The sequence below is a fragment of the Vibrio sp. CDRSL-10 TSBA genome, assembly GCA_039696685.1.
In the GTDB taxonomy this organism is placed as follows: Bacteria; Pseudomonadota; Gammaproteobacteria; order Enterobacterales; family Vibrionaceae; genus Vibrio.
On the sequence record CP155566.1, the window covers coordinates 3,296,944 to 3,319,712 of the forward strand.

At 52.5% G+C, this 22,769-nt stretch carries 13 protein-coding genes and 8 pseudogenes; 7 read left to right on the forward strand and 14 right to left on the reverse strand.

What is annotated here, in order from left to right; genetic code table 11:
- Nucleotides 1-10: 10 nt before the first annotated feature.
- Nucleotides 11-1,265, reverse strand: a pseudogene (lysA, locus tag ABDK09_23080) (diaminopimelate decarboxylase).
- 30 nt (nt 1,266-1,295) lie between these two features.
- Nucleotides 1,296-1,508: a lipoprotein gene (locus tag ABDK09_23085; protein ID XAW89477.1), complete on the reverse strand. Its 213-nt coding sequence runs from the start codon at nt 1,506-1,508 to the stop codon at nt 1,296-1,298.
- Between ABDK09_23085 and cyaY the strand changes: the two are divergent.
- Nucleotides 1,488-1,803, forward strand: a pseudogene (cyaY, locus tag ABDK09_23090) (iron donor protein CyaY). The gene ABDK09_23085 and the pseudogene cyaY sit on opposite strands and share 21 nt — an antisense overlap.
- 57 nt (nt 1,804-1,860) lie before the next feature.
- Here the strand turns inward: cyaY and ABDK09_23095 are convergent.
- Nucleotides 1,861-4,389, reverse strand: a complete 2,529-nt coding sequence (locus ABDK09_23095; GenBank protein ID XAW90808.1) for a class I adenylate cyclase — start codon at nt 4,387-4,389, stop codon at nt 1,861-1,863.
- Between the two features lie 352 nt (nt 4,390-4,741).
- On the opposite strand from ABDK09_23095, the pseudogene hemC reads away from it, so the two are divergent.
- From hemC to ABDK09_23115, 4 genes and pseudogenes are all read left to right on the forward strand, one after another.
- Nucleotides 4,742-5,681 (forward strand): annotated as a pseudogene (gene hemC / locus ABDK09_23100) (hydroxymethylbilane synthase).
- Nucleotides 5,682-5,685: 4 nt separating this feature from the next.
- Nucleotides 5,686-6,414, forward strand: a complete 729-nt coding sequence (locus ABDK09_23105) for a uroporphyrinogen-III synthase (GenBank protein XAW89478.1) — start codon at nt 5,686-5,688, stop codon at nt 6,412-6,414.
- Nucleotides 6,415-6,432: 18 nt separating this feature from the next.
- Nucleotides 6,433-7,635, forward strand: coding sequence for a uroporphyrinogen-III C-methyltransferase (locus ABDK09_23110; GenBank protein ID XAW89479.1), 1,203 nt, complete (start codon nt 6,433-6,435; stop codon nt 7,633-7,635).
- Nucleotides 7,635-8,817 (forward strand): annotated as a pseudogene (locus ABDK09_23115) (heme biosynthesis protein HemY). The gene ABDK09_23110 and the pseudogene ABDK09_23115 overlap by 1 nt, the downstream one beginning before the upstream one ends.
- A gap of 119 nt (nt 8,818-8,936) precedes the next feature.
- Here ABDK09_23115 and hemN read toward each other — a convergent pair.
- The 5 genes and pseudogenes from hemN to ABDK09_23140 all read right to left on the reverse strand — a co-directional run bounded on the left by hemN (nt 8,937) and on the right by ABDK09_23140 (nt 13,562).
- Nucleotides 8,937-10,325, reverse strand: coding sequence for an oxygen-independent coproporphyrinogen III oxidase (hemN, locus tag ABDK09_23120; protein ID XAW89480.1), 1,389 nt, complete (start codon nt 10,323-10,325; stop codon nt 8,937-8,939).
- 139 nt (nt 10,326-10,464) lie between these two features.
- Nucleotides 10,465-10,953, reverse strand: coding sequence for a DUF2489 domain-containing protein (locus tag ABDK09_23125; GenBank protein ID XAW89481.1), 489 nt, complete (start codon nt 10,951-10,953; stop codon nt 10,465-10,467).
- Between the two features lie 9 nt (nt 10,954-10,962).
- Nucleotides 10,963-11,533: pseudogene (gene yihI, locus ABDK09_23130) on the reverse strand (Der GTPase-activating protein YihI).
- On the reverse strand, nt 11,533-12,171 hold the full coding sequence (locus tag ABDK09_23135; protein ID XAW89482.1) for a class I SAM-dependent methyltransferase: 639 nt from the start codon (nt 12,169-12,171) through the stop codon (nt 11,533-11,535). The pseudogene yihI and the gene ABDK09_23135 overlap by 1 nt, the downstream one beginning before the upstream one ends.
- A gap of 772 nt (nt 12,172-12,943) precedes the next feature.
- Nucleotides 12,944-13,562 (reverse strand): annotated as a pseudogene (locus ABDK09_23140) (c-type cytochrome).
- 146 nt (nt 13,563-13,708) lie between these two features.
- On the opposite strand from ABDK09_23140, the gene yihA reads away from it, so the two are divergent.
- Nucleotides 13,709-14,371 carry a ribosome biogenesis GTP-binding protein YihA/YsxC gene (gene yihA, locus ABDK09_23145; GenBank protein XAW89483.1) on the forward strand — a complete coding sequence of 221 codons (663 nt, stop codon included), beginning with the start codon at nt 13,709-13,711 and terminating at the stop codon, nt 14,369-14,371.
- A gap of 766 nt (nt 14,372-15,137) precedes the next feature.
- Here yihA and polA read toward each other — a convergent pair.
- The 3 genes and pseudogenes from polA to hemB form a co-directional block, all read right to left on the reverse strand.
- Nucleotides 15,138-17,940: pseudogene (gene polA, locus ABDK09_23150) on the reverse strand (DNA polymerase I).
- Nucleotides 17,941-18,615: 675 nt separating this feature from the next.
- Complete coding sequence (locus ABDK09_23155) at nt 18,616-19,044, reverse strand: GNAT family N-acetyltransferase (GenBank protein XAW89484.1); 429 nt, start codon at nt 19,042-19,044, stop codon at nt 18,616-18,618.
- A gap of 74 nt (nt 19,045-19,118) precedes the next feature.
- Nucleotides 19,119-20,165, reverse strand: a complete 1,047-nt coding sequence (hemB, locus tag ABDK09_23160; protein ID XAW89485.1) for a porphobilinogen synthase — start codon at nt 20,163-20,165, stop codon at nt 19,119-19,121.
- Between the two features lie 227 nt (nt 20,166-20,392).
- On the opposite strand from hemB, the pseudogene ABDK09_23165 reads away from it, so the two are divergent.
- Nucleotides 20,393-21,155: pseudogene (locus tag ABDK09_23165) on the forward strand (TatD family hydrolase).
- A gap of 145 nt (nt 21,156-21,300) precedes the next feature.
- On the opposite strand, the gene tatC reads toward ABDK09_23165, so the two are convergent.
- From tatC to tatA, 3 genes are read right to left on the reverse strand one after another with little or no spacing between them, the layout of a single operon-like run.
- A complete protein-coding gene (tatC, locus tag ABDK09_23170) occupies nt 21,301-22,053 on the reverse strand; it encodes a twin-arginine translocase subunit TatC (GenBank protein ID XAW89486.1) in 753 nt (250 codons plus the stop codon).
- A 57-nt stretch (nt 22,054-22,110) separates the two neighbouring features.
- On the reverse strand, nt 22,111-22,503 hold the full coding sequence (gene tatB, locus ABDK09_23175; protein ID XAW89487.1) for a Sec-independent protein translocase protein TatB: 393 nt from the start codon (nt 22,501-22,503) through the stop codon (nt 22,111-22,113).
- A gap of 3 nt (nt 22,504-22,506) precedes the next feature.
- Entirely contained in the window at nt 22,507-22,752 is a 246-nt protein-coding gene (gene tatA / locus ABDK09_23180) for a Sec-independent protein translocase subunit TatA (GenBank protein ID XAW89488.1), read from the reverse strand.
- Nucleotides 22,753-22,769 lie beyond the last annotated feature (17 nt).

The following is a 22,769-nucleotide window of genomic DNA, read 5'->3' on the forward strand; positions in this document are numbered from 1 at the left end:
ATGCGTCACTTTACTCCGGCAGAAGACTCTCAAGTGCCCACAGACTAGACAGCTCTTCACGCTGGCGCACTAAATGGGTTTTATCACCATCCACCATCACTTCAGCCGCACGCGTACGGGTGTTGTAGTTAGACGACATCACAAAACCATACGCACCGGCAGAAACGTACTGCCAGCAGATCACCCTGCTCGAGGACCAGCGCACGATCTTTACCCAGGAAGTCACCGGTTTCGCACACAGGACCCACCAGGTCATAAGTCAGCGCAGAGCCTTCACGCGGTGCAACCGGCACGATATCCTGCCACGCCTGGTACAGCGCCGGACGCATCAGATCGTTCATGGCCGCATCGATGATAGCGAAGTTTTTGTGCTCAGTATGCTTGAGGAATTCCACGCGGGTCAGCAGCACACCGGCGTTGGCCGCAATCGCCCGGCCCGGTTCAAAAATCAGTTCCAGATCCTGATGATTTTGCAGACGTGCCAGCAGAGCTTTAGCGTATTCCGATGGCTGAGGTGGCAGTTCGTTACGGTACACGACGCCAAGACCACCGCCGACATCCAGGTGTTTAATATGGATACCTTCCGCTTTCAGGCTGTCGATCAGCGCCAGCAGGCGATCCGTCGCATCAATAAACGGGTCGATTTCAGTCAGCTGTGAACCGATATGGCAGTCAATGCCGTGCACACTGATGTTATCCATACCCTGAGCAAGACGGTACACGTCCGCAGCGCGATCAAAAGTGATACCAAATTTGTTATCACGCAGACCGGTAGAGATGTAAGGGTGAGTTTTGGCATCCACGTCCGGGTTAATACGCAGTGACACCGGCGCTTTTACGCCCAGTTCAGCGGCAACCGCGTTCAGACGAACCAGTTCCGGCTCCGACTCAACGTTAAAGCACTTAATGTTAAGCTCCAGCGCACGCTTCATTTCTGCCGCGGTTTTACCCACGCCGGAAAAAACCACTTTAGCCGGATCGCCACCTGCTGCAACCACGCGTTCCAGTTCACCGCCGGATACGATATCAAAGCCTGAACCAAGACGAGCCAGAGTGTTGAGCACCCCAAGGTTCGAGTTGGCTTTCACTGCGTAGCAGACCAGATGCGGATGATCGCCGACCGACTTGTCAAAGGCGTGCCAGTGACGCTCCAGAGTCGCGCGAGAATACACATACAGAGGTGTACCGTAGTTCTCAGCCAATTGAGACAGTGAAACGTTTTCCGCCCAAAGTTGGCCATCATCCTGATAATTGAAGTAATCCAAAATACTTTCCCTTAATATAATTGTTTGAATTTACTGACTTTGTTCGCTCTTTTGAGCATCATCAGGCATGTACAGCGGGCCTGTTTGACCGCAGCCTGCCAGCGTCATAACGGACAACAAAAACAGTGCGGTGATGGACTTTTTCATTTTGCATATCGTGCTTATTGAATCAATGCCCCCTATAATCGCACCACAATCAGGAAAAGCAATAGGATAGACAGGATGAACGAGACTGAATTTCATCAACTGGTGGACAGCCAGATGCAAATCATTGAAGAAGCCATTGATGATTCCGGCGCGGACATCGACTACGAGACCAGTGGCAACGTGATGACACTGGAATTTGAAGACCGCAGCCAAATCATCATCAACCGTCAGGAAACCGATGAAAGAAATCTGGCTGGCCTCAAAATCCGGCGGTTTTCATTTTCAGTGGCACGATGAACAGTGGATCTGCTCCAAAACCGGCACTGAATTTTTCACCATGGTCAAACAAGAGTGTGAAAAACACGCCGGCGAAAGTATCGACTGGGAATAAAACGCAAAAAGAGCACCTGAGGTGCTCTTTTTTTATCGCTCATTTTCCGCGCTGCGTTCAGACATTGACCGCTTTGGAAGGTCTGGAATAGACCGCCGAATCGTTGCGGTACGGAGCCACGTAACTGGCACCCTCTTCCGGATGCACTATCTGATAATACTGCGGCAGGTTGAAGTTAATCAGTTTCGCGGCCAGTTGGTTATCATCCCGCACCGAGGTATAGAAGCTGTTCACACTGGCAATCATGTCATCTTTCTCGCCGCTGAACTGGTGGTATATCTCCACCCGGTTGGTTTCATCCAGCACATAGATGTTGAAGCCTTTTTCAGTGTCTTCAAAGAAGAACTGCACCAGACCCTCACTGGCAAAACCGTCAACCACATCCGGCAACTGATAATCCTGATCTCGATCCAGCATCAGCAGCGGTGAACCTTTGAGCTTATTGGTGGAAATACTGCGGTAGAAATCGACCGAGTTTTCCAGACGTTGCACCGACACGCCGCGCCGTTCAAAGAACAAGCCGTACATCTGAGCCCCGATACGCAGCGCTTTGAAGCGGCGGCGTTTTTCCTGCTCGACCGGTTTGAGACGCAGATCGATGCACTCCGCCAACAGCTGATAAACCAGATTACGCATTACACCACGCAGGTTCTTGCTGTAACAGAACACATCGACCGACTCCGGCGGCAAGGCATCCTGGTGCATTTTGCCGAGCACAGTTTTCAGTGCATCCAGCATCGCGGTCTCGCCTTTAAAATGCAGGGTACGCACTTCCTGCCACGAGTTACGGTAGACCAGATCAACACTGCCCACCAGGCACTGCTGCTCGCGGCCAAAACTGAAGATGTCGGCGTTTTTCAAATCCACTTTGAGCGACTTGCCGCTCAGCTCCACTGTCGGGTCATTCTCGAAGTTAATGAACATCGCCAGCTGGCTGATTTCACACGGACTCGCCAGCGCTGCCATAGTCGGACGGCGTTTGTGCAGCGAGAAGGTGTTACGCAAGTCACTCATCATCTGATAGAACTTGTCGATATCGAGATGCGCTTCACGCACCACAGAGTGCAAACGGGTCGACTCCGTGATCAGGCCGTTGAAAAACGCCCACGCGACCAGCTTGCTGAGATATTCATTGTGCTCCAGGTAAGGCTGACCAATGATTTGATGCGCCACCAGCGGCTGTTTATACAGATACCAGCCCGCCTTGTTGGTCCGGCCCGGGCAGACTTCGATAAAGGTCAGGTCCGGCTCATGTAAGTCCGGTGAAATCTGCGGGTTGAGCAAGGTCACTTTACCCGGCAACACCTCAAAGGCAGCATACAGCTTACGCGCCAGAATCGAGATGTCCTGCGGACTGATCGCCGAGGTAATATCATTGCGCCGTGCAAACTGAATCAGGTTACGGTAGCTGACCATCAGTGCATCCAGCAACGCGTGGTGCACCCCTTTAACCTGTTCCACTTTCCAGTTACGGCGATTATCGAGCTCTTCGATCGTCGCTTTATCCCAGTGCCAGTGCTGCACCATCTCGGTCAGCGCTTCACGGCGCCAGGCTACCGAACCGACACCCGGTTCACGGGACAGCTTTTCGTGGGTTTTAAGATAGAAACAGCGCCGCACTAAATCGAGACGGGCATGATCACCGATCCGCTCCAGGTAACAGGTCACCTTGGCCAGCATCAGATAATAGGCATCCATACTGTACAGGTCCGGTTCATGGGCGAAGAAACGGCGCTTGGTATCAATACTGAGCAGTTGGGTATGCGGGTACTCCCACGAATACGCCTCAAGCAACGTCGCTTTCAGCACCGATTTATACGGCGAATCGATACTCTTATACAGCTGCCATAAATTGGCACCAAAGTACTCTTCGGCCGGAATCCGGTTAAGGCGGCCAAAGTCAATCCATTCGCTGCAATCGATATAATCGTTGCTGCACAGCTGCTTAACGTATTCGTCGTAGCACTCTTCCATTTCCGGTGGCACGATTTGCCACAACAGGCGTTTACCGGCCAGACGTACCGCCGAGCGGTAGAATTCATCCAGCAGCAGTAAGTGCTGGGACGAACCGCAGTTTTCGCCGGTCATCTCATCGGACTGATTATGACGGAAGCGTTCCTCATCCATGATAAAGAAGTTGGCTTCCACACCCTGACTTTTCGCCCAGTCGGTGATCAGTAAACATTTATTGCTCAGGCAGTCACGTGCGTCGCAATCCATGTCCGCTTCCACACACACCCAGATATCGAGATCGCTCGAGGTACTCTGACCGATCGATGAAGTACTGCCCATTGTATAGAGACCTAAAATCTCAGGTTGGGCGGCACTGAGCAGCGGCAGGCCAAGGGTCAGTTCGGTATCGTCAACAAACTGTTGCTGAATGTCATTCAGGGAAAACTGGTGAATACCGTACGGTACCTGGTCAGCGTAATAGCCGGGGATCAGAGGATGGTTGTAGTGCAGCAGGGCCGGGATCAGATGAAAAACACGCTGACCTTGTAAATCCATAAGCGCCAGCGCCCGCTCAGTGCGTTGCCGGTTCAGCTTATCTAATCTCTGTAATAAGGTCTTGGTGTAAGCCTGCAAGGTCAGTTCCCTTGATTGAAACATAAATGCACAATTTGACTGCGTTTTGCGCAAAACAGCCAACAAAACGTGATCAATTTAACACTTTAATTTGTGTTGGTAAAGCGTCTGCTCTGCGGTTAACACTAAAGTCGTATTAATCACGATACGCCAAATTCAGAGTCGGCATAGTGTCCACGCTAAGCAGCACTTTTTAATAATAGCTCAGTTTATAAACGAGAGCCTAATCACACAATTTTGTACTGCTGTTACAGCGGCGCGCAGCAAAACGGCCGGGCGGTGATCTTGTAGTGAGAAATTTCTGTCCGAAATGGTAGGATGAAGCCATTGTTGACTGTCAAACGGGAATATCATGACCTCTACCACCCCAATCCGAATCGCGACGCGCCAGAGTCCACTCGCCCTGTGGCAAGCCCATTACGTCAAAGATGCACTGCAGGCGGCCCACCCCGGTCTGGAAGTGGAACTGGTCACCATGGTGACCCGCGGCGACATTATTCTGGATACCCCACTGGCCAAAGTCGGGGGGAAAGGGTTGTTCGTTAAAGAGCTGGAAGTGGCCATGCTGGAAGGACGTGCCGATCTCGCCGTGCACTCAATGAAAGATGTTCCGGTCGACTTCCCCGAAGGCCTCGGCCTGGTCACCATTTGTGAACGTGAAGACCCGCGTGATGCCTTCGTGTCAAACCAATACACGTCACTTGATGAGCTGCCACAAGGCGCTGTGGTCGGTACCTGCAGCCTGCGCCGCCAGTGTCAGCTCAAAGAAGCGCGGCCGGATCTGGTGATCAAAGAGCTGCGCGGCAATGTCGGCACCCGCCTTGGCAAACTCGATGCCGGTGAATATGACGCGATTATTCTCGCCGCAGCCGGTCTGAAACGTCTCAAACTGGAACAGCGTATCCGCAGCCTGATTGAGCCGGAACAATCCCTGCCGGCAGTCGGCCAGGGCGCGGTCGGTATCGAATGTCGTCTCGACGATGAACGCCTGCGTAACCTGCTGGCACCACTCAGTCACGCCGACACAACTGACCGTGTATTGTGTGAGCGCGCCATGAACCTGACCCTGGAAGGCGGCTGTCAGGTGCCAATCGGCAGCTATGCTCTGCTTGACGGCGATAACCTGTGGCTGCGTGCCCTGGTCGGTGAACCGGATGGCTCACTGATTGTGCGCGGTGAAATCCGCGGTCCGCGTCAGGATGCAGAAACGCCTCGGGGTCGAGCTCGCCAACCAGCTGCTTGACGACGGCGCGCGCGATATTCTGACCAAGCTGTACGCCGAGCACGAGTAACGCGATGGCGGTACTGGTGACACGCCCGGACATCCAGGGCAAGGAGCTGTGTCAGCAACTGATCGCGATCGGTATCCCTGCCCTGCACCAGCCCCTGATCGGGATCGAAGCCGGTGCCGATTTACCTCAACTGCCACAGGCCCTGCAGCACTGTGATTACGTGCTGGCCGTCAGCCAGCACGCGGTGTTACTGAGCCAGCAATTTCTCCGCGCTCAGCAGCTGAAATGGCCCGCCTCCCCCCGATACCTTGCCGTTGGTCAAAAAACTGCACAGCTTTTAAGCAAAGTCTGTGAGCAACCAGTACACTACCCGGACATCAGCGACAGCGAACATCTGCTCGCCCTGCCGGAATTGCATCATGTACAAGGTCAACGGATCGAAATTCTGCGCGGCAACGGTGGCCGGGAATTGATTTACGACACTCTGTGTGCTCGTGGCGCCATGGTACGTTACCGTGAAGTGTATCAGCGTGTAGACTTGCCGTTCAGCGCGCCAACCAGTGTGGCTCGCTGGCAACAGGCGCAGGTTGACACGCTGGTCATCACCAGCAGTCATCAGCTGATGTTTTTTGTTTCGCAACTGACCGGGGCAGACCTGAACTGGGCCCTGAGTCTGAAATTACTGGTTCCCAGTGACCGAATCGCCCACGACGCCCAGCGCCTGGGATTCAGCCATGTCGTGACCACAGGAAGTGCGGCGAACCAAGATTTAGTGGCGGCTCTCCAGCCTTAACACACAGGACTCTTAGCAATGACAAGTAAAAAAGATAATCCACAGCAGGAACCTGAACAGTCATCCGTACCTGCTGCTGATTCCAGCGTGCAAACCTCAGCCCGGGACGCAAACGACGCCAGCACAGCCAACGCTGGCAGCGAAACTGCCGCGGCAAAGCCGGCGGACAGCGAGGCAAGCGTGACCGAGAAACAGGCCAAACGCGGTGTCAAACTGGGCACGATTGCGATTGTACTGGCGATTCTTTTTGGTGGCGGCCTGACCCTGCACAGCCAGCAGCAACAGGCGCAGTACCAGGCGCAAATTAAAGCGCTGCAAACCGAACTGACCCAGACCCGCGCCAGCATCGATCAGAAGCTGGCCGATGCGAAGCAGCAAGCTGTCGAGCACGCCAACCAAGTCACCCACCGCGCGGAAGTGGTGCTGACCCAGCAGCAGAAAACCATCGAAAGCCTGCAGGTGGCCGTCGCCGACATGAAAGGCCGTCGTCCCAATGACTGGCTGCTGGCCGAAGCCGACTATCTGGTCAAACTGGCCGGAAGGAAACTGTTCCTTGAACACGATGTGGAAAGCGCCACTCAGCTGATGGAAAGTGCCGACCAGCGTATCGCGGCCCTTAACGATCCGAGTCTGACCCCGCTGCGTAAAGCGATGGCAAACGACATCACCAAATTAAAAACCATTCCGCTGCTTGACCGTGACGGTCTGGTGCTGCGCCTGATCAGTCTGCAACAGCAGGTTGACCATCTGCCGCTCGCCAACGCGATTCTGCCGCAAGCGGCACAGCAAGAGCAGCAAACCGTCTCAGAAGACATCAACAACTGGCAGCAGAACCTGATGACATCGCTGAAAGATTTCGCCGATAACTTCATCACTTTCCGCACCCGCGATGGCAATGTGGTGCCCCTGCTGTCACCGGAGCAACACTTTTACCTCCAGGAGAATCTGAAAGCCAAGCTCGAGACCGCCATCAAAGCGGTATACGCAGAAAACCAGGAGATGTACACCACCGCTCTGTCCACCGCTGCCCAGTGGTCCGGCTCATTCTTTAACCTTGATGACAGCCAGGTGACGGCGTTCAGTGGCACGCTTGAGCAACTGGGCAAGCAGAAGGTCCAGGTCGAATATCCGGTTAAACTGGAAACGCAGAAACAACTCAGTGACGTGATCAGTGAACGTCTGCGCCGCTCCATCAGCTCGATGACGACGGAGGAGAAATAATGGTCAGATTACTGTTTCTGTTCATTGTACTCGGCGCCGGCCTGTTTGCCGGCACCCAGTATGCCGGTCAGCAGGGTTACGTGCTGATTTCAGTGGCTGAACACACGATCGAAATGAGCGTCACCACCCTGGTTATCTTTGTGATTGCCGCTCTGGCCGGTCTGTTTGCTCTGGAGTATGTGGTCAAGAAGCTGATTTACGCCAGCTCATCGACCTGGAACTGGTTCAGTGTGCGCAAGATGAAGCGCTCCCGTCGTTATACCAACGAAGCCATCATCAAGCTGCTGGAAGGCGACTGGAAACAGGCCGAGAAAAAGGTCACCCGCTGGGCCAACCATCATGACATGCCTCTGCTGTGCTACCTGGTGGCCTCCGAGGCCGCAAACGGCATGGGTGATCGCAGCAAACGTGACCACTATCTGGAGCTGGCCGCTCAACAGGACAATGCCACTCTGGCGGTCGAGCTGACCCGCGCCAAGCAACAGATCAGTGACGGTGAATTGCAGGCGGCACAAAGCACGCTGAGTGCGCTGCAAAAACAATATCCGGATAATACAGTGCTGCTCAACCTGCTCAAGCAGACCTATCTGCAGCGTAAGGAGTGGCAAGCGCTGCTTGATCTGCTGCCGAAACTGGTCAAGACCAAACATGTCAACCAGCAGGAAGCTGATGCGCTGACCACCACCGCTCAGCAGGGATTACTGGAAAGCATTGCCAGCCAGCAAGGCAGCGAAGGGCTGATCAGCCACTGGAACGGACTCAGCCGCAAACAGCAGGCAGAGCCGCAACTGGTGCTGGCGTTTATTCAGCAGCTGATTAAGCGCAAAGCAGACCATGAAGCCTTCACCCTGATTAAGGAAAACCTGCATAAGCACCGCTCAGCGGAGCTGTACAGCCTGCTGGCAGAAACTCAACCTCGCGGACCGCCATCCGGCGATTATTCTGCTGCAAGAAGCCTTGCAGCGTGACGGTAACAATGCCGAAGCGCACAGCGCACTTGGCCAGCTCTATCTGCGTGAGCAACAGTGGCAACTGGCGCAGCAGCATCTGGAAACGGCGCTGTCACAACGCTCAAGTATTTCCGATTACGCTTATCTGGCCGATGCCCTGGAAAAACAGCATCTGACCAAGGCGGCGCATGAAGTGACCCGCAAAGCGCTGACGCTGCTTGAATCGGCCTGATTAGCCGCCAGGTGGCAACCCGCCCGCGCGACAGTACAAACAAAAAACCAGCGTATCAACGCTGGTTTTTTTATCGGCTTGCGCTTTTAGCGCACCACACTTTGAGCATGGTGAAGTCGTTAAATCACACGCGAGAACTGCTGCTGACGAGCGCGGCTGCGCAGGTATTTATCAAAGCACATACAGATATTGCGAATCAGTAAGCGGCCACGCGGTGTCACCTCAATAAAACGCTCATCAACACGGACCAGCTCATCATCAATAAAAGTTTGCAGCAGAGCCAGATCTTCACGGAAATAATCGCCAAAGCGCACCTTAAAGCCTCGCTCAATCGCCTGCTTATCCAGGCTGAAATTACAGATCAGCTGCTTAATTACTTCACGGCGCAGTAAGTCGTCACTATCCAGTGCCACCCCTTTCCACAGCGCATGACGCATGTCATTGACCTGCTCATAGTATGTTTTCAGCTCTTTCTGGTTCTGAGCATAAGCATCGCCAATCATCGAGATCGCCGAGACGCCAAAACCAACCAGGTCACATTCGCCCTGCGTGGTATAACCCTGGAAATTACGATGCAGTACGCCGTTGCGCTGTGCGACCGCCAGTTCGTCATCCGGCAGCGCAAAGTGGTCCATACCGATGAACTGATAACCGGCGTCGGTCAACGTATTGATGGTGTACTGCAGAATCGCCATCTTCTCTTCTGCCGACGGCAAATCCGCGTCTTTAATCTTACGCTGCGCGGCGAACAGTTGCGGCATATGGGCGTAGTTAAACACCGACAAACGGCCCGGCTGCATCGCCAGCACCTGCTCCAGCGTGGCACTGAAGCTGGCCAGGGTCTGCTTAGGCAAACCGTAAATCAAATCCAGATTGGTGGAGCGGAAACCGAGCTGTTTGGCACGCGCCACCAGATCAACAATAAACTGCTCATCCTGCTCGCGGTTGACCAGCTTCTGCACTTCTTTATTGAAATCCTGCACCCCGATGCTGACCCGGTTGAAGCCTTCCTCACGCAGATGGTCGAGGACATCCAGCTCAATTTCACGCGGGTCAATCTCAATGCTGATTTCCGCATCCGCTGTAAAATCAAACTCTTCGCGCAGCAGAGTCATCAGCCGGCTGATCTGTTTTTTGCTCAGGAAAGTAGGCGTGCCGCCACCGAAATGGAGCTGAGTGACGTGACGGCCACCGAGCAGCGAAGCACGCTGGCGGATTTCATGCTCAAGCACGTCCAGGTACTCGTCCGCTTTATGAGCATGACGGGTAATCACCTTGTTACAGCCGCAGTAGTAACAAAGCTTATGACAAAACGGAATATGGACATAAAGCGACAACGGGCGGTCCGGATACTGGGTACACGCCATGTCGTAGTCAGCAATAGTAAACGCTTCATGAAACTCGACCGCGGTCGGGTATGAGGTGTAGCGCGGCCCTGAATAGTTGTACTTATCTAAACTGGCTTGATCCCAAACGATCTGCTGGCTGGGTGCGACATGCGACGACATATAGTGACTCTTTCCGTTTTCTGCTGTGACGAGCTATTTTGCCACACGACAGCAGAGTGCAGCGTGGCAAACGTAGAATTTGTGAACAAAATATTCGAAACTGCTAGCATGATCACTCACTCTTTCGAGTGAGTATCATTTATACCATCTGAATCGCGATTTGATTATTCAGCGGCTGAACACGTTTTTGCAGTGCCTTCAGCTCTTCAACAATGGCATCGTTGAGACGGGTTTCGGCTTTCTGGCGAATCAGGTTGTGCTGCATGCGCTCCTTCTTCACCATCTGCTGGCGGGCTTCACCACGCGGCATATCTTTTACCGTATGGTACAGCTCAGCGATCGCCGGAAATTCGCGGTCGAAGTCGACCCGGTTGTCACCCTGGACATAATCCATAATGCAATACACCCGGATACTTATTTCCGACAGATCACACTGACCCTGAATCCCTGCCATACAGAGAATATTGACGTTATCGAAAATATTCGCGTTGCGCTTTTCGATCGCCAGAGCCTGGTGCTGCTGCTGCAACTCCTTTTGCTTTTTCAGTTGCAACAAAAGGTAACCCGCGTAGGCCGCAAGGCCCAGAATAATCACAGCGCCAGCTATCGCTAGTAGGGTTACGTTCATGGTGCCACCTTAGTCTTTGTAATCATCCAGATCGAGATTTTCGAACTGCGACAGCAGATCGTCGTCCGTTTTGGCCTTCGCTTTAGTCTTGGCTTTCGCGGCAGGCTCAACAGGCTGTTCTTCTTCCAGCTCTTCGCTGTCATCAAACAGACCGAGCTGCTTCATCAGGATTTCAATCCGATCCAGCTTCTCGTCCACGTATTTCTGCAGACCGGCACCCAGCTTCTCGCCGTTGTCGATACGGTCCAGCAATACGTTCAGTTGCGCATCGTTTTCCAGCATCGCCAGTTTCCTGCTCGGCAGAGGCGCGACGCTCCTGCTTGTTCAGTTTCTTCGGCGCTTCGGCAATCAGCGGAATTTTTTTCTTGCTGCCCAGACGCGGATCGTTCTGCTGCGCCGCTTTACGCTGCGCTGCCTGCGAACCTTCTGAATGGCGGCTGCCGGTTTTCAGGCCTTTACGCTTTTTGAGCTTTTTACGCAGACGACCTTCCAGTTCACCAGAGGTACGGTTATGTTTACGAGCAAAAACCAGATCGCCATTGATACCGGTTTTGCTGATTGATTCTTTTTGTCGAGTCATTACTGGGGTTTCCTCAGTAAAATTACATCATTGCCTATAAATTCAAGTTCGAGCTGATCCCGCTCTGCCAGAAATTCAAACGTGTGGCGGCTAAAAAAGATCACATGGGTCAGATCATTTTTATAGTGCCATGTCGCGAATGCGTCCACATTTTTGACCATCTTGGTCATCAGACCAATCCAGCCACCTGGCTTAACTAAATTTAACCATTGCTGCCAAATCTGGGCCGGATCGTGCAGATGCTCGATCACTTCAGTGGCAGTCATAAAATCATAGGTGGTCTCCAGCACCTGGCGTTCCGGATGATAAAACACATCATACAGCGCCACCTGATGGCCGGCTTCTTCCAGCATCAGAGACAGCGTCGGTCCGGGACCACAACCAAAATCTAACCCCTTAGATTGAGGCGCCAGCCTGGCCAGTATCGGATCACAGACACGGGATAAAAAGCGACGATAACCAGCATCAGCCGGGTCATTTTCATGTAAATCGTAAAAGGCTTTTTCACGCTCGGCGTCCAGGCGGTGCTCAGGATTCACAAACACCAGCTGACACGGCTGGCACTGCAGGTACGCACGGTGCTGGTCTTCATAGTAAGCGTGTGTGTCGTTACTGTGACATAAAGGGCATGGGTGCATACGGACATCCTTCAAACGGGGGATGCGAAACATACCAGAAACTGGCTGTAGAGTGGAGAGTGATCGTACAAAATCGCGGCAATTTTGTAAAAAAAGCCAGCGCAAATAAAAAAAGCGACAGGTTTCCCTATCGCTTTCCAAATCGTCACCTGAAGTGACTAAATCGGGTCGCACCAGCTGGTGCACCAAATGTCCGTTTGTTTTTCGGGCTTTCCGTGCCAAAAAGTGTGGTTTGTCATCATCCTGATGAGTTATGGCAATCCCTGGTTACTTCCTGTATCCGGGCGCTTCCTGCGCCTGATTCCTTGTCACTGTCTTTACCTTAAGACCAGTTAACCATCCTTGTTGCGCTTCACTCCTGTAAAGCGTTTCCCTGTCCTTTTGCCGGCATTCCTCGCCAGCTCCGTGGAGACCTGCCTGGTTTGAATTCCCTGTTCAGCCTCATGCCGATGACTCTACTTTACCCGCTTCGCACTCCGGCACAATGTGCGCCAGCGCAAACTTTGCTAACTTCACTCGGCTGTAAAAATTATCATCTTTTAAATCAGACAATTAACCTAAAACCCATCCCGATAAAAATGACAACTATAGCCAATGTCTTACACACGGCATGGCAAACTCAACCTATCCCGGAATCAGCATCCAAACCAGGCCAACCTGCCCGACAGAAACAGCACCTGTTCGTCTCAAACCGATCCCGCCTTAAACGAAATAACCCCGCCAGGCGGGGTTATTTCAACAGCAATGCTCGAACAGGTGTAGGACAAAAAGGTTAGTGCAGGCCGCCGACATATTTGGACAGGGTTTCGATATCAGCATCGGTCAGTTTCTTCGCTACATCACGCATCATAGCGTTCATGTCGTTACCGCGCTGATCATCACGGAATTTTTGCAGCTGGGCTTTGACGTAATCCGCATGCTGCCCCGAAATTTTCGGGAAACCGGACAGTTCGGTGCCGTTACCACGCGGGCCGTGACAGGCAATACATGCCGTCAGTCCGCGAGACACGTCACCGGCGGTATACAGTACTTTGCCCTGCGCTACCACGTCTTCCGGAGTAGAGTTTCGGTGACGTCGGCAACGACGCATAATAAGCAGCCAGATCGGTCATATCTTCTTCGCTCAATGGCATCGCCATCGCGCTCATCACCGGATCATAACGGCCTTGTGCACCACCGCTCGACATACCAAGTTTGAGATCTTTCAGCTGCTTCTCAATATACTTAGCGTGTTGACCGGCCAGTTTAGGGTAAGTGGTAATTTGACTGTTGCCATCTGCACCATGGCAGGCAACACACGTTTGGGATTTTGCTTTACCAGCTTCAATGCTGCCTTGGGCCCATGCAGAGCAGCTGGCTAAAAGACTTAAGATTAGCGCTAATTTCTTCATGACATTCCATTTATAATTATCAAGCTTCCAGTACCAGAAGGTACCACTCATGGTACAATAAGCGACCTTATGCCGAGCACGGTTATATTACACAATTTCACCAAAAAGTAATCAATCGACAACTCAAAGTCGAGATGGAGTTAACAGTGAGCGTAAAAATTCATTATCAAAACACGCATTTCATCACCAGTGCGCCAGACATTCGCCATCTTCCCGCTGATGAAGGTATCGAAATTGCGTTTGCAGGACGCTCAAACGCTGGAAAATCCAGTTCTCTCAATAAGTTAACTAACCAAAAAAACTTAGCGAAGACCAGTAAAACTCCCGGCCGTACTCAGCTGATCAACCTGTTTAAGGTGACCGAAGGCTGTCATATTGTCGATCTGCCTGGCTACGGATTTGCCCAGGTCCCGCTGGAAATGAAGAAAAAGTGGCAACAGTCACTGGGGGAATATCTGCAAAAGCGTACCTGCCTGAAAGGTCTGGTGGTGCTGATGGATATTCGCCATCCGATGAAAGATCTCGATCAGCAGCTGATTGTCTGGGCAGTGGAATGCAACATTCCGGTCCAGGTACTGCTGACCAAAGCCGATAAACTGAAAAGCGGTGCGCGTAAAGCTCAGTTACTGAAGGTGCGTCAGGATGCGCTGGAGCTGGGCGGCGATGTCAAAGTGGATGCGTTTTCGTCCCACAATGGTATCGGTGTCGATGTATTACGTCACAAACTCGATAGCTGGTTTGCGCCGATGCTGGAACAGCTGGCAGCCGAGGAAGCCGCAGCCGAGCAGTTTGATGACCCACAGCAGTAAACACTAACCAGCTGCGATTTACGCCCACTTATTATTTGATTGCCCTACAACCGCAGGGCTTTTTTTCGCCCGTCAATCACTGCGTGGCAGCCTTTGCACAGGACACAAATAAAAATCCCCACCATCCTGGTGGGGCAACGGGAGAGAAATAGGAGGTAATTATTGTTATGGCACTAGGATTGATTAATTCAGGCCAGATTACAATATGACCGGATCACGAAACTTACTCGCCCTTGCTCACATCAAAAAAGAAAAAATAAATTTAAAATCAAACATTTAAGAAAAAAACATGTGTACATCGGCTTAGTTTACTCTCAGAAATAACCAAAAGTGTGAATGACGATGAATTACAGAAATGGTCACTGGCTTTCGCCGTCTTCGAAGAGTGACAGAGCGTGAGAATGGGCTTGGCTAGGCAGACCGGCGCAGAGAGAGTCAGTGCAGAGAGTAGCAAACGGGCAGCTTTAGATTAAACGCGGCCCAATAAAAAACGCCCCAGTCAAAAGTGTGACTGGGGCGGCTGAATCAGCCTAATCCAATAACGTGAAACAAAAGGTCTGAAAGATAGAACATCTTACCTCTGTACCCTACGGAAGTTAATGTACAACAATTGGTCACAAATGGGAACTCCTTTTGTAGTTTTTTTTCATTAAATTTTTATTAAGCAACATAAACTTCTGAAATACACTTACTTTTTTATCGATACAAAAAAGCCAGCGACTGTGCGCTGGCTCATGATATTTCAGTATATTAGGCGATATTCTGTCTAGTGTGCCTCATCCCAGTTGTTACCATGACCAGATTCAGCCACTAAAGGCACGGCCAGAGACGCGGCAGATTCCATCAGATTTTGTACTTTACTTTCAATTTCGGACAAAGCTGACTCTTCGACTTCAAACACCAGTTCATCGTGGACCTGCATCAGCAGTTTCACCCGACCAGCCCCTTCCGCTTCGATCCATTCATCGACCAGCAGCATGGCTTTCTTGATGATGTCCGCTGCCGTGCCCTGCATCGGCGCGTTGATTGCCGCACGCTCAGCGGCTTTACGACGCATACCGTTGCGCGACTGAATTTCCGGCAGATGGAGACGACGTCCGAAGATGGTTTCCACATACCCCTGCTCGGCTGCCGTACTGCGGGTATCTTCCATGTACTGCATCACGCCCGGATAACGCTCGAAGTAAGTATCCATGTACTGCTGCGCTTCACCACGCGGAATACCGAGTTGCTTGGCCAGGCCGAAAGCACTCATGCCATAAATCAGACCGAAGTTAACCGCCTTGGCCCGGCGGCGCTGTTCGCTGCTGACCTGATCAATACTGACTCCGAGAATTTCCGCTGCGGTCGCGGCGTGGATATCTTTCCCCTGTTGGAACGCTTCCAGCAGCGCTTTATCACCGGACAGATGCGCCATAATCCGCAGCTCAATCTGCGAGTAGTCGACCGCCATGATTTTCCAGCCATGCGGTGCAACAAATGCCTGACGGATACGACGCCCTTCCTCATTACGGATTGGGATATTCTGCAGGTTAGGATCGGTCGAGGACAAACGCCCGGTCGCCGTCACAGCCTGATGATAAGAAGTGTGTACCCGGCCGGTGGTCGGGTTAATCATCTTCGGCAGTTTGTCGGTGTACGTCGACTTCAGTTTGGCCAGGCCGCGGTATTGCAGAATCACGGCCGGCAGCGGGTAGTCCAGAGCCAGCTCCTGCAGCACTTCTTCGTTGGTCGACGGAGTACCGGACGGCGTCTTCTTCACCACCGGCAATTGCATCTGCTCAAACAAAATGGTCTGCAGCTGTTTTGGCGAGCTGAGGTTAAATTCCTGACCGGCGATATCAAACGCTTTCTGCTCCAGTTCATCCAGACGCTGGGCGATCTCCTGCGACTGCGCGCTGAGCAGCATGTCATCAATCAGCACACCGGTACGCTCAATGCGCGACAGCACAGGCACCAGCGGCATTTCAATGTCACGGTAGATGCGCTGCAGGGACTCATCCTGCTCAATAAGCGGCTGCAGACGATGATGCAGACGCAGCGTCACATCGGCATCTTCCGCCGCGTATGGCGCGGCCTGCTCAAGATCGATCTGGTTAAAGGTCAGCTGGTTTTTGCCTTTGCCGGCCACCTGCTCAAACGAAATGCAGCTGTGCTGCAAGAAACGCAGTGCCAGGCTGTCCATATCGTGCTTACCGCCGACGCTGTTATAAACGTAAGAGGCCAGCATGGTATCGTGCTTAATACCGCGCAGTTCGATGTCGTAACGGGCCAGCACACTGGCGTCGTATTTGAGGTTTCTGGCCTACTTTGGCCTGCTGCGCATCCTGCAGGATTGGCTTGAGCTGGGCCAAGACCCAGTCGCGATCCAGTTGCTGCGGCGCATCGAGATAATCATGGGCGACCGGCACATAAGCCGCTTCACCTTCCGCTACCGCGAAAGAGACACCAACCAGATTGGCCACCATGTAGTCCAGGCTGTCCGTTTCAGTATCAAACGCAAACACCTCGGCCGCTTGCAGCTTATCCAGCCAGCGGGCAAACGCCGCTTCATCAACAATGGTTTCGTACTGGCTGCGATCAATCGTTACCGCTGAGGTATCCGCCGCAGGCGCTGAAGAGGTTTTCGCCCCGCCAGTCGCTGCGCTGGCGCCGGTTTTTTCCGCCGCTTCCACCACACCGTTACCGCCTTCCAGCAGTTCGGTCAGCCAGGATTTAAACGCCAGCTTGCCGTACAGTTCTATCAATGCATCACGGTCCGGAGTCTCTTTAAGCAGAGTCTCAGGTGTGCAGTCCAGCTCAACATCGAGTTTGATGGTGGCGAGCTGGTAGGACAGCAGCGCGTTGTCGCGGTTATCCTGCAGCTTTTTCGCCATGGTTTTCGAGCCACGGAAACCGAGCGCGGCAATATCATCCAGCTTGTCATACAGATCATTCAAACCACCGATACCCTGCAGCAGCGCCGTCGCGGTTTTATCACCCACTCCGGGCACACCCGGAATGTTATCGACTTTATCGCCCATCAACGCCAGATAATCGATGATCAGCTCCGGCGGGATGCCGAATTTTTCGATCACGCCTTCGCGATCCATCACCACGTTGGTCATGGTGTTGATCAAAGTAACGTTATCATCCACCAGTTGCGCCATATCTTTATCACCGGTACTGATCAGCACTGGCATACCGGCTTGCGACGCCTGGTGAGCCAGGGTACCGATCACATCATCCGCTTCGACACCTTCAATCGACAGCAGCGGCAGACCCATGGCACGAATCACCTGATGCAGCGGCTCTATCTGACAACGCAGATCATCCGGCATGGGCGGACGGTGCGCCTTGTACTCGGCATACATATCGTCACGGAAGGTTTTGCCTTTGGCGTCGAACACCACCGCAATACGCTCACTGGCAAACTGGCGCATCATGGCTCGCACCATGTTAACCACGCCATAGACGGCGTTAGTCGGGATTTCACCATTACTCATGGTGCCCGGGTAGGCGTGAAAAGCGCGGTATAAATAAGAAGAACCATCAATAAGAATTAACGGGTTATCAGGGATGCGGGCCATAGATTTGCTATCCAACAAGAAACAATGCCGCTTAGGATGCCATGACTGCTGTCCGGTTTCCATGTTCAAGCGCCAAAGCGCGCGCTCTGTGGCAGCAATTATTCCCCCAGGTCTTGTCCGCCCTGGCCGGCCTCCTGTGGATAACTCTGTTTATAGATTTTATCCACTGGTTATTAAATGGTACACAAACCGCGAGGCAATCATTTTAAGTGTATATTTTTAAATGACTTTTACAAAGATCGATCAATCCCGTCACGATCCTTTTCCGATCATGCAATGTGGAAAAGACACTCGCTGTCCTTTTACTCAACCACCCCGCTGCTGGTAGCCAGAGTGCTGGCGAATCATTCGGATCAGGCATGAAAGTTAAACATTACGCTGCAAAGCTGCACCCGCGCGGATTACAGGCATAAAAAAAGCGACATCCGAGAATGTCGCCTAGCAATATAAGGTGAAAGTCCGTTAGCTGTCCTTTCCCATAAAGCTTAAAATATTACACTGGAAGCAATGTGAGCAATGTCGTGTCAAAAAGAATGTGTCCGGCCAAACTTCTGTGTTTTGTCACCAGTGGTGTGCCGCACTGTCTGGCTGGTCACTTATTCCCTAAGACAGGTTTAATAATAATGATTCTCATTTCGCAGTCAAGAGCTAAATGAGAAAAAATCTCATTTATTTTTAAAAATATTTAATCAAGTACAGCCGGCTCTCAATCAAAGGATCTACTTTTTCAAAATTTTCAATAAGATAACCATTTCTCAGCAGTAAACGTAACATGCCCGGAAACTGATTGCGGGATTTAACCGTTAACGCCTGATACCCCTGCTCCGTTACCCATCGCTCCTGAGCCTCAAGCAGTTGCTGCGCCACGCCATGATTGCGCGCTGCCGCCGTCACACCGCCAAACCAGCTGTAGAAGGTGGTGGAATCGACCTGATAGCCAATTTTAAACCCCAGCAGTTGCTGGTCATCTTCCGCCACCAGAATAAGATGCCGCTTTCCTGCTAAACGCAGTGCCATGCTGGCGCGATTCTCGCTGCGGCTGAACTCACCGATTTGCGCAGCAACCTTCTCCGCCTCTTGCAGGGTTCCGATCCGAATTTGCATCCCGTTTCTCCTCGTCATTCTGGTACAAAAAAGGCTGGCACTCCGGCCAGCCTGGATAATCGCTACGGACTCGTTTAGTCCGCGCGGCACAGATATTCAGCGGCCTTGGCATTCTCCTCAGCCAGCCACTCAGCCACATCTTTGGCAAAATAGGTCAGAATGCCATCGGCACCGGCACGTTTGAAACACAGCAGCGATTCAAACACGGTTTCACGCTCAGCCAGCCAGCCGTTATTAATCGCAGCTTTATGCATCGCGTATTCACCTGAGACCTGGTAAGCAAACGTCGGCACCTGCAATTCGCTTTTCACCCGGCGCACCACGTCGAGATACGGCATACCCGGCTTGACCATCACCATGTCCGCCCCTTCATTGATGTCCATCGCCACTTCATGCAGCGCTTCATCACTGTTGGCCGGATCCATCTGGTAATTTTTCTTGTTGCCGCCCTTGAGATTACCGGCAGAGCCGACGGCATCACGGAACGGACCATAATAATTGGAAGCATATTTGGCCGAATAAGCCATGATCTGGGTATGAACATGCCCGGCCTCTTCCAGTGCCGCGCGGATTTTACCAATCCGGCCATCCATCATATCTGATGGTGCAATCACATCGGCACCGGCCGCCGCGTGTGACAGCGCCTGCTTAACCAGCACCTCAGTGGTCTCGTCATTCATCACATAGCCGTCGTCATCGATAATGCCGTCCTGACCATGGGTAGTGTACGGGTCCAGCGCGACATCGGTGATGACACCAATTTGCGGTACATGCTCTTTGAGCAGACGCACCGCGCGCTGCACTAGACCATCCGGATTGTAGGCTTCGGTCGCACACAGGCTTTTTGCGTCCTGGTTAACCACCGGGAAGAGTGCAATCGCCGGCACACCAAGATTCGCCAGATACAGTGCCTCTTCCAGCATCAGATCAATCGACAAACGTTCGACACCCGGCATCGATTCCACCGCTTCACGGCGATCTTTGCCCATCAGAATAAACATCGGATAAATCAAATCATCCACTGACACCTGATTTTCCGCCATCAGACGACGGCTGAAATCGTGCTTACGCAGACGGCGCATGCGGCGCCCCGGAAACTGACCTTGAATGGATACAGACACTCTACTCTCCTTATGATTCGACCTGATACTGGCGCTGATGCCACCCTGGCTCAGGCATTTTGTCGCAGCTCTGCGGCATCACCAAATGTGGTGATAGTCGCGACTGGTGGCGAAATGATATCACTCCTACTTCACGGCGCTAGGATCTGGCGGGAAAAATGCAAAAAATGACCCCAAGCTCACACTCACGTATACTGGGATTTTTCGACAGCCAACGAGAGTGCGCAATGATTGACAGCCATGCCCATATTTATGCCAGTGAATTTGACCAGGATCGTGACGAGGTGGTCAGCCGGGCACTGGCTCAGGGAATCGATCAGATCCTGCTGCCGAATATCGATCTCGACTCCATCGCGCCGATGCTGGCAACCGAAGCGGCTTACCCGCAGGTGTGCCGCTCGATGATGGGTCTGCATCCCTGTTATGTCGACAACAACATCACCCAAACGCTGGCCGAGATTGAAGCCTGGTTTGACCGGCATAATTTCATTGCCGTGGGTGAAATCGGTATCGACTTATACTGGGATAAAACCTATCGCGCACAACAAGAAATGGCATTCGTGACCCAGCTTAACTGGGCCAAACAACGCGATCTGCCTGTGGTGATCCACACCCGGGATTCGATTGAAGAGACCCTGACTTTGCTGCGTCAAGAGCAGAAACGGTCAGCTGCGCGGTGTGTTCCACTGTTTTGGTGGCAGCGTGGCAGAAGCGAAAGCGATTAATGACCTCGGTTTTCACCTTGGCCTGGGCGGCGTATCAACCTTTAAGAATGGCGGAATGGATCAGGTCATCCCGCATCTGGATATGAACTACGTTATTCTGGAAACCGACTGCCCTTATCTGGCGCCGGTGCCGCATCGCGGCAAGCGTAATGAACCGGCCTATACCCAGCTGGTCGCGCAGCGTGTCGCTGAGCTGCGCGCGACCGACGTGGCCGACATTGATCGCATCACCACCCACAACGCAAAAACACTGTTTCAGCTCTGATCAGCGCAAAGCGACCATCAGACCAGATAACGCCTGATCTCAGGTCAATCCTGTAGCGCACAAACAACAAGAGCGGCCCGCAGGCCGCTCTTGGTTATTTTACCGTTTATCGCTTTATCGACTTCCGTTGTGGTGACAGGCTCAATTACTCCTGCTCCGCATCCTCTTGCTGGTCATCTTTGCGGGTGTAAAAACGAGCAAAGAACAGACCGATTTCAAACAACAGACACATCGGAATCGCGAGCAACGTCTGCGATACCATATCCGGCGGCGTCAGCAGCATGCCGACAATGAATGCCGCCACAATAATATACGGACGCTTCTCACCCAGCTCTTTTGGCGTGGTGACACCCGTCCAGCACAGCAAAATAATCGCCACCGGCACCTCAAACGCGACCCCGAACGCCATAAACAGCGCCAGAACGAAGTCAAGATAGCTGGCGATATCGGTCGCAAACTCGACCCCGCCCAGCGAGATGGCGGTAAAGAAACCGAACACCAGCGGAAAAACCACGAAATAGGCAAACGCCACACCACAGTAAAACAGCAGCGAGCTGGACAGCAGCAGCGGGAAAATCAGGCGGCGTTCGTGCTTATACAGGCCCGGCGCAACAAATGCCCATACCTGGTACAGAATAAACGGTACCGAAATAAAGACCGCGACGATCAACGTTAGCTTGAGCGGAGTAAAAAACGGCGACGCCACATCAGTGGCGATCATGGTCGCCCCTTCCGGCAAACGATCCACCAGCGGTCGCGAGACAAATTCGTAAATCGTATTCGAAAAATAAATCAGCCCGACAAACACCACGATCACCGCTGCGATACAACGCAGCAGGCGATCACGAAGTTCCAACAAATGGCTGATCAACGGTTGAGTCTGTTCGACTGAAGACATTGAAACCTCATGTAACCGGACCTGACAACTGCCGTGGGCAGTGCTTGGCCGGAGTAATTAGTCGGCTTTCTTTTCTGCCGTGTTGGACGGCTCGGCTGAAGCAGTGCTGCTCACTGCAGGCTCGGCATCCGCTGACACCGTTTCACTCTGCGACTGCGCCGCATAAGGACGCTGCACATCGCGCGCGGCCTGCTTAAGCGTATCCACCGATTCCTGCAACTCAGGCGACAGATTTTTCATGTTCATCTGTTCCGCCTTGCGCAGGTTTTCCTGCAGCTCCTGCACCTTGAGTTCATGGGCCAGTTCATCTTTGACACTGTTGGCCATGTTCTTGGCGGACGAAACGAATTTCGCCACGCTGCGAATAGCTGTCGGCAGACGTTCCGGACCTAACACCACCAGAGCCACGACAGAAATTAATACCAGTTCCCAAAAACCGATATCAAACACGATTTAGGCCTGCTCTTTGTCTTTCTTTGTCTCAGCAGAAGCGGCTTCGCTTTTCTGCTGTTCCAGATTTTTTGGTTCAAAGTCGGCATCTTTCTTCGCCGCTGTCTGGTCATCTTCCGACATGGCTTTCTTAAAGCCTTTCACCGCACCACCCAGATCGCCACCGATACCACGCAGTTTCTTCGTACCAAACAGCAATACCACGATAACGGCAATGATAAGAAGTTGCCAAATACTGATCCCACCCATTTTCTTTACCTCGGGTT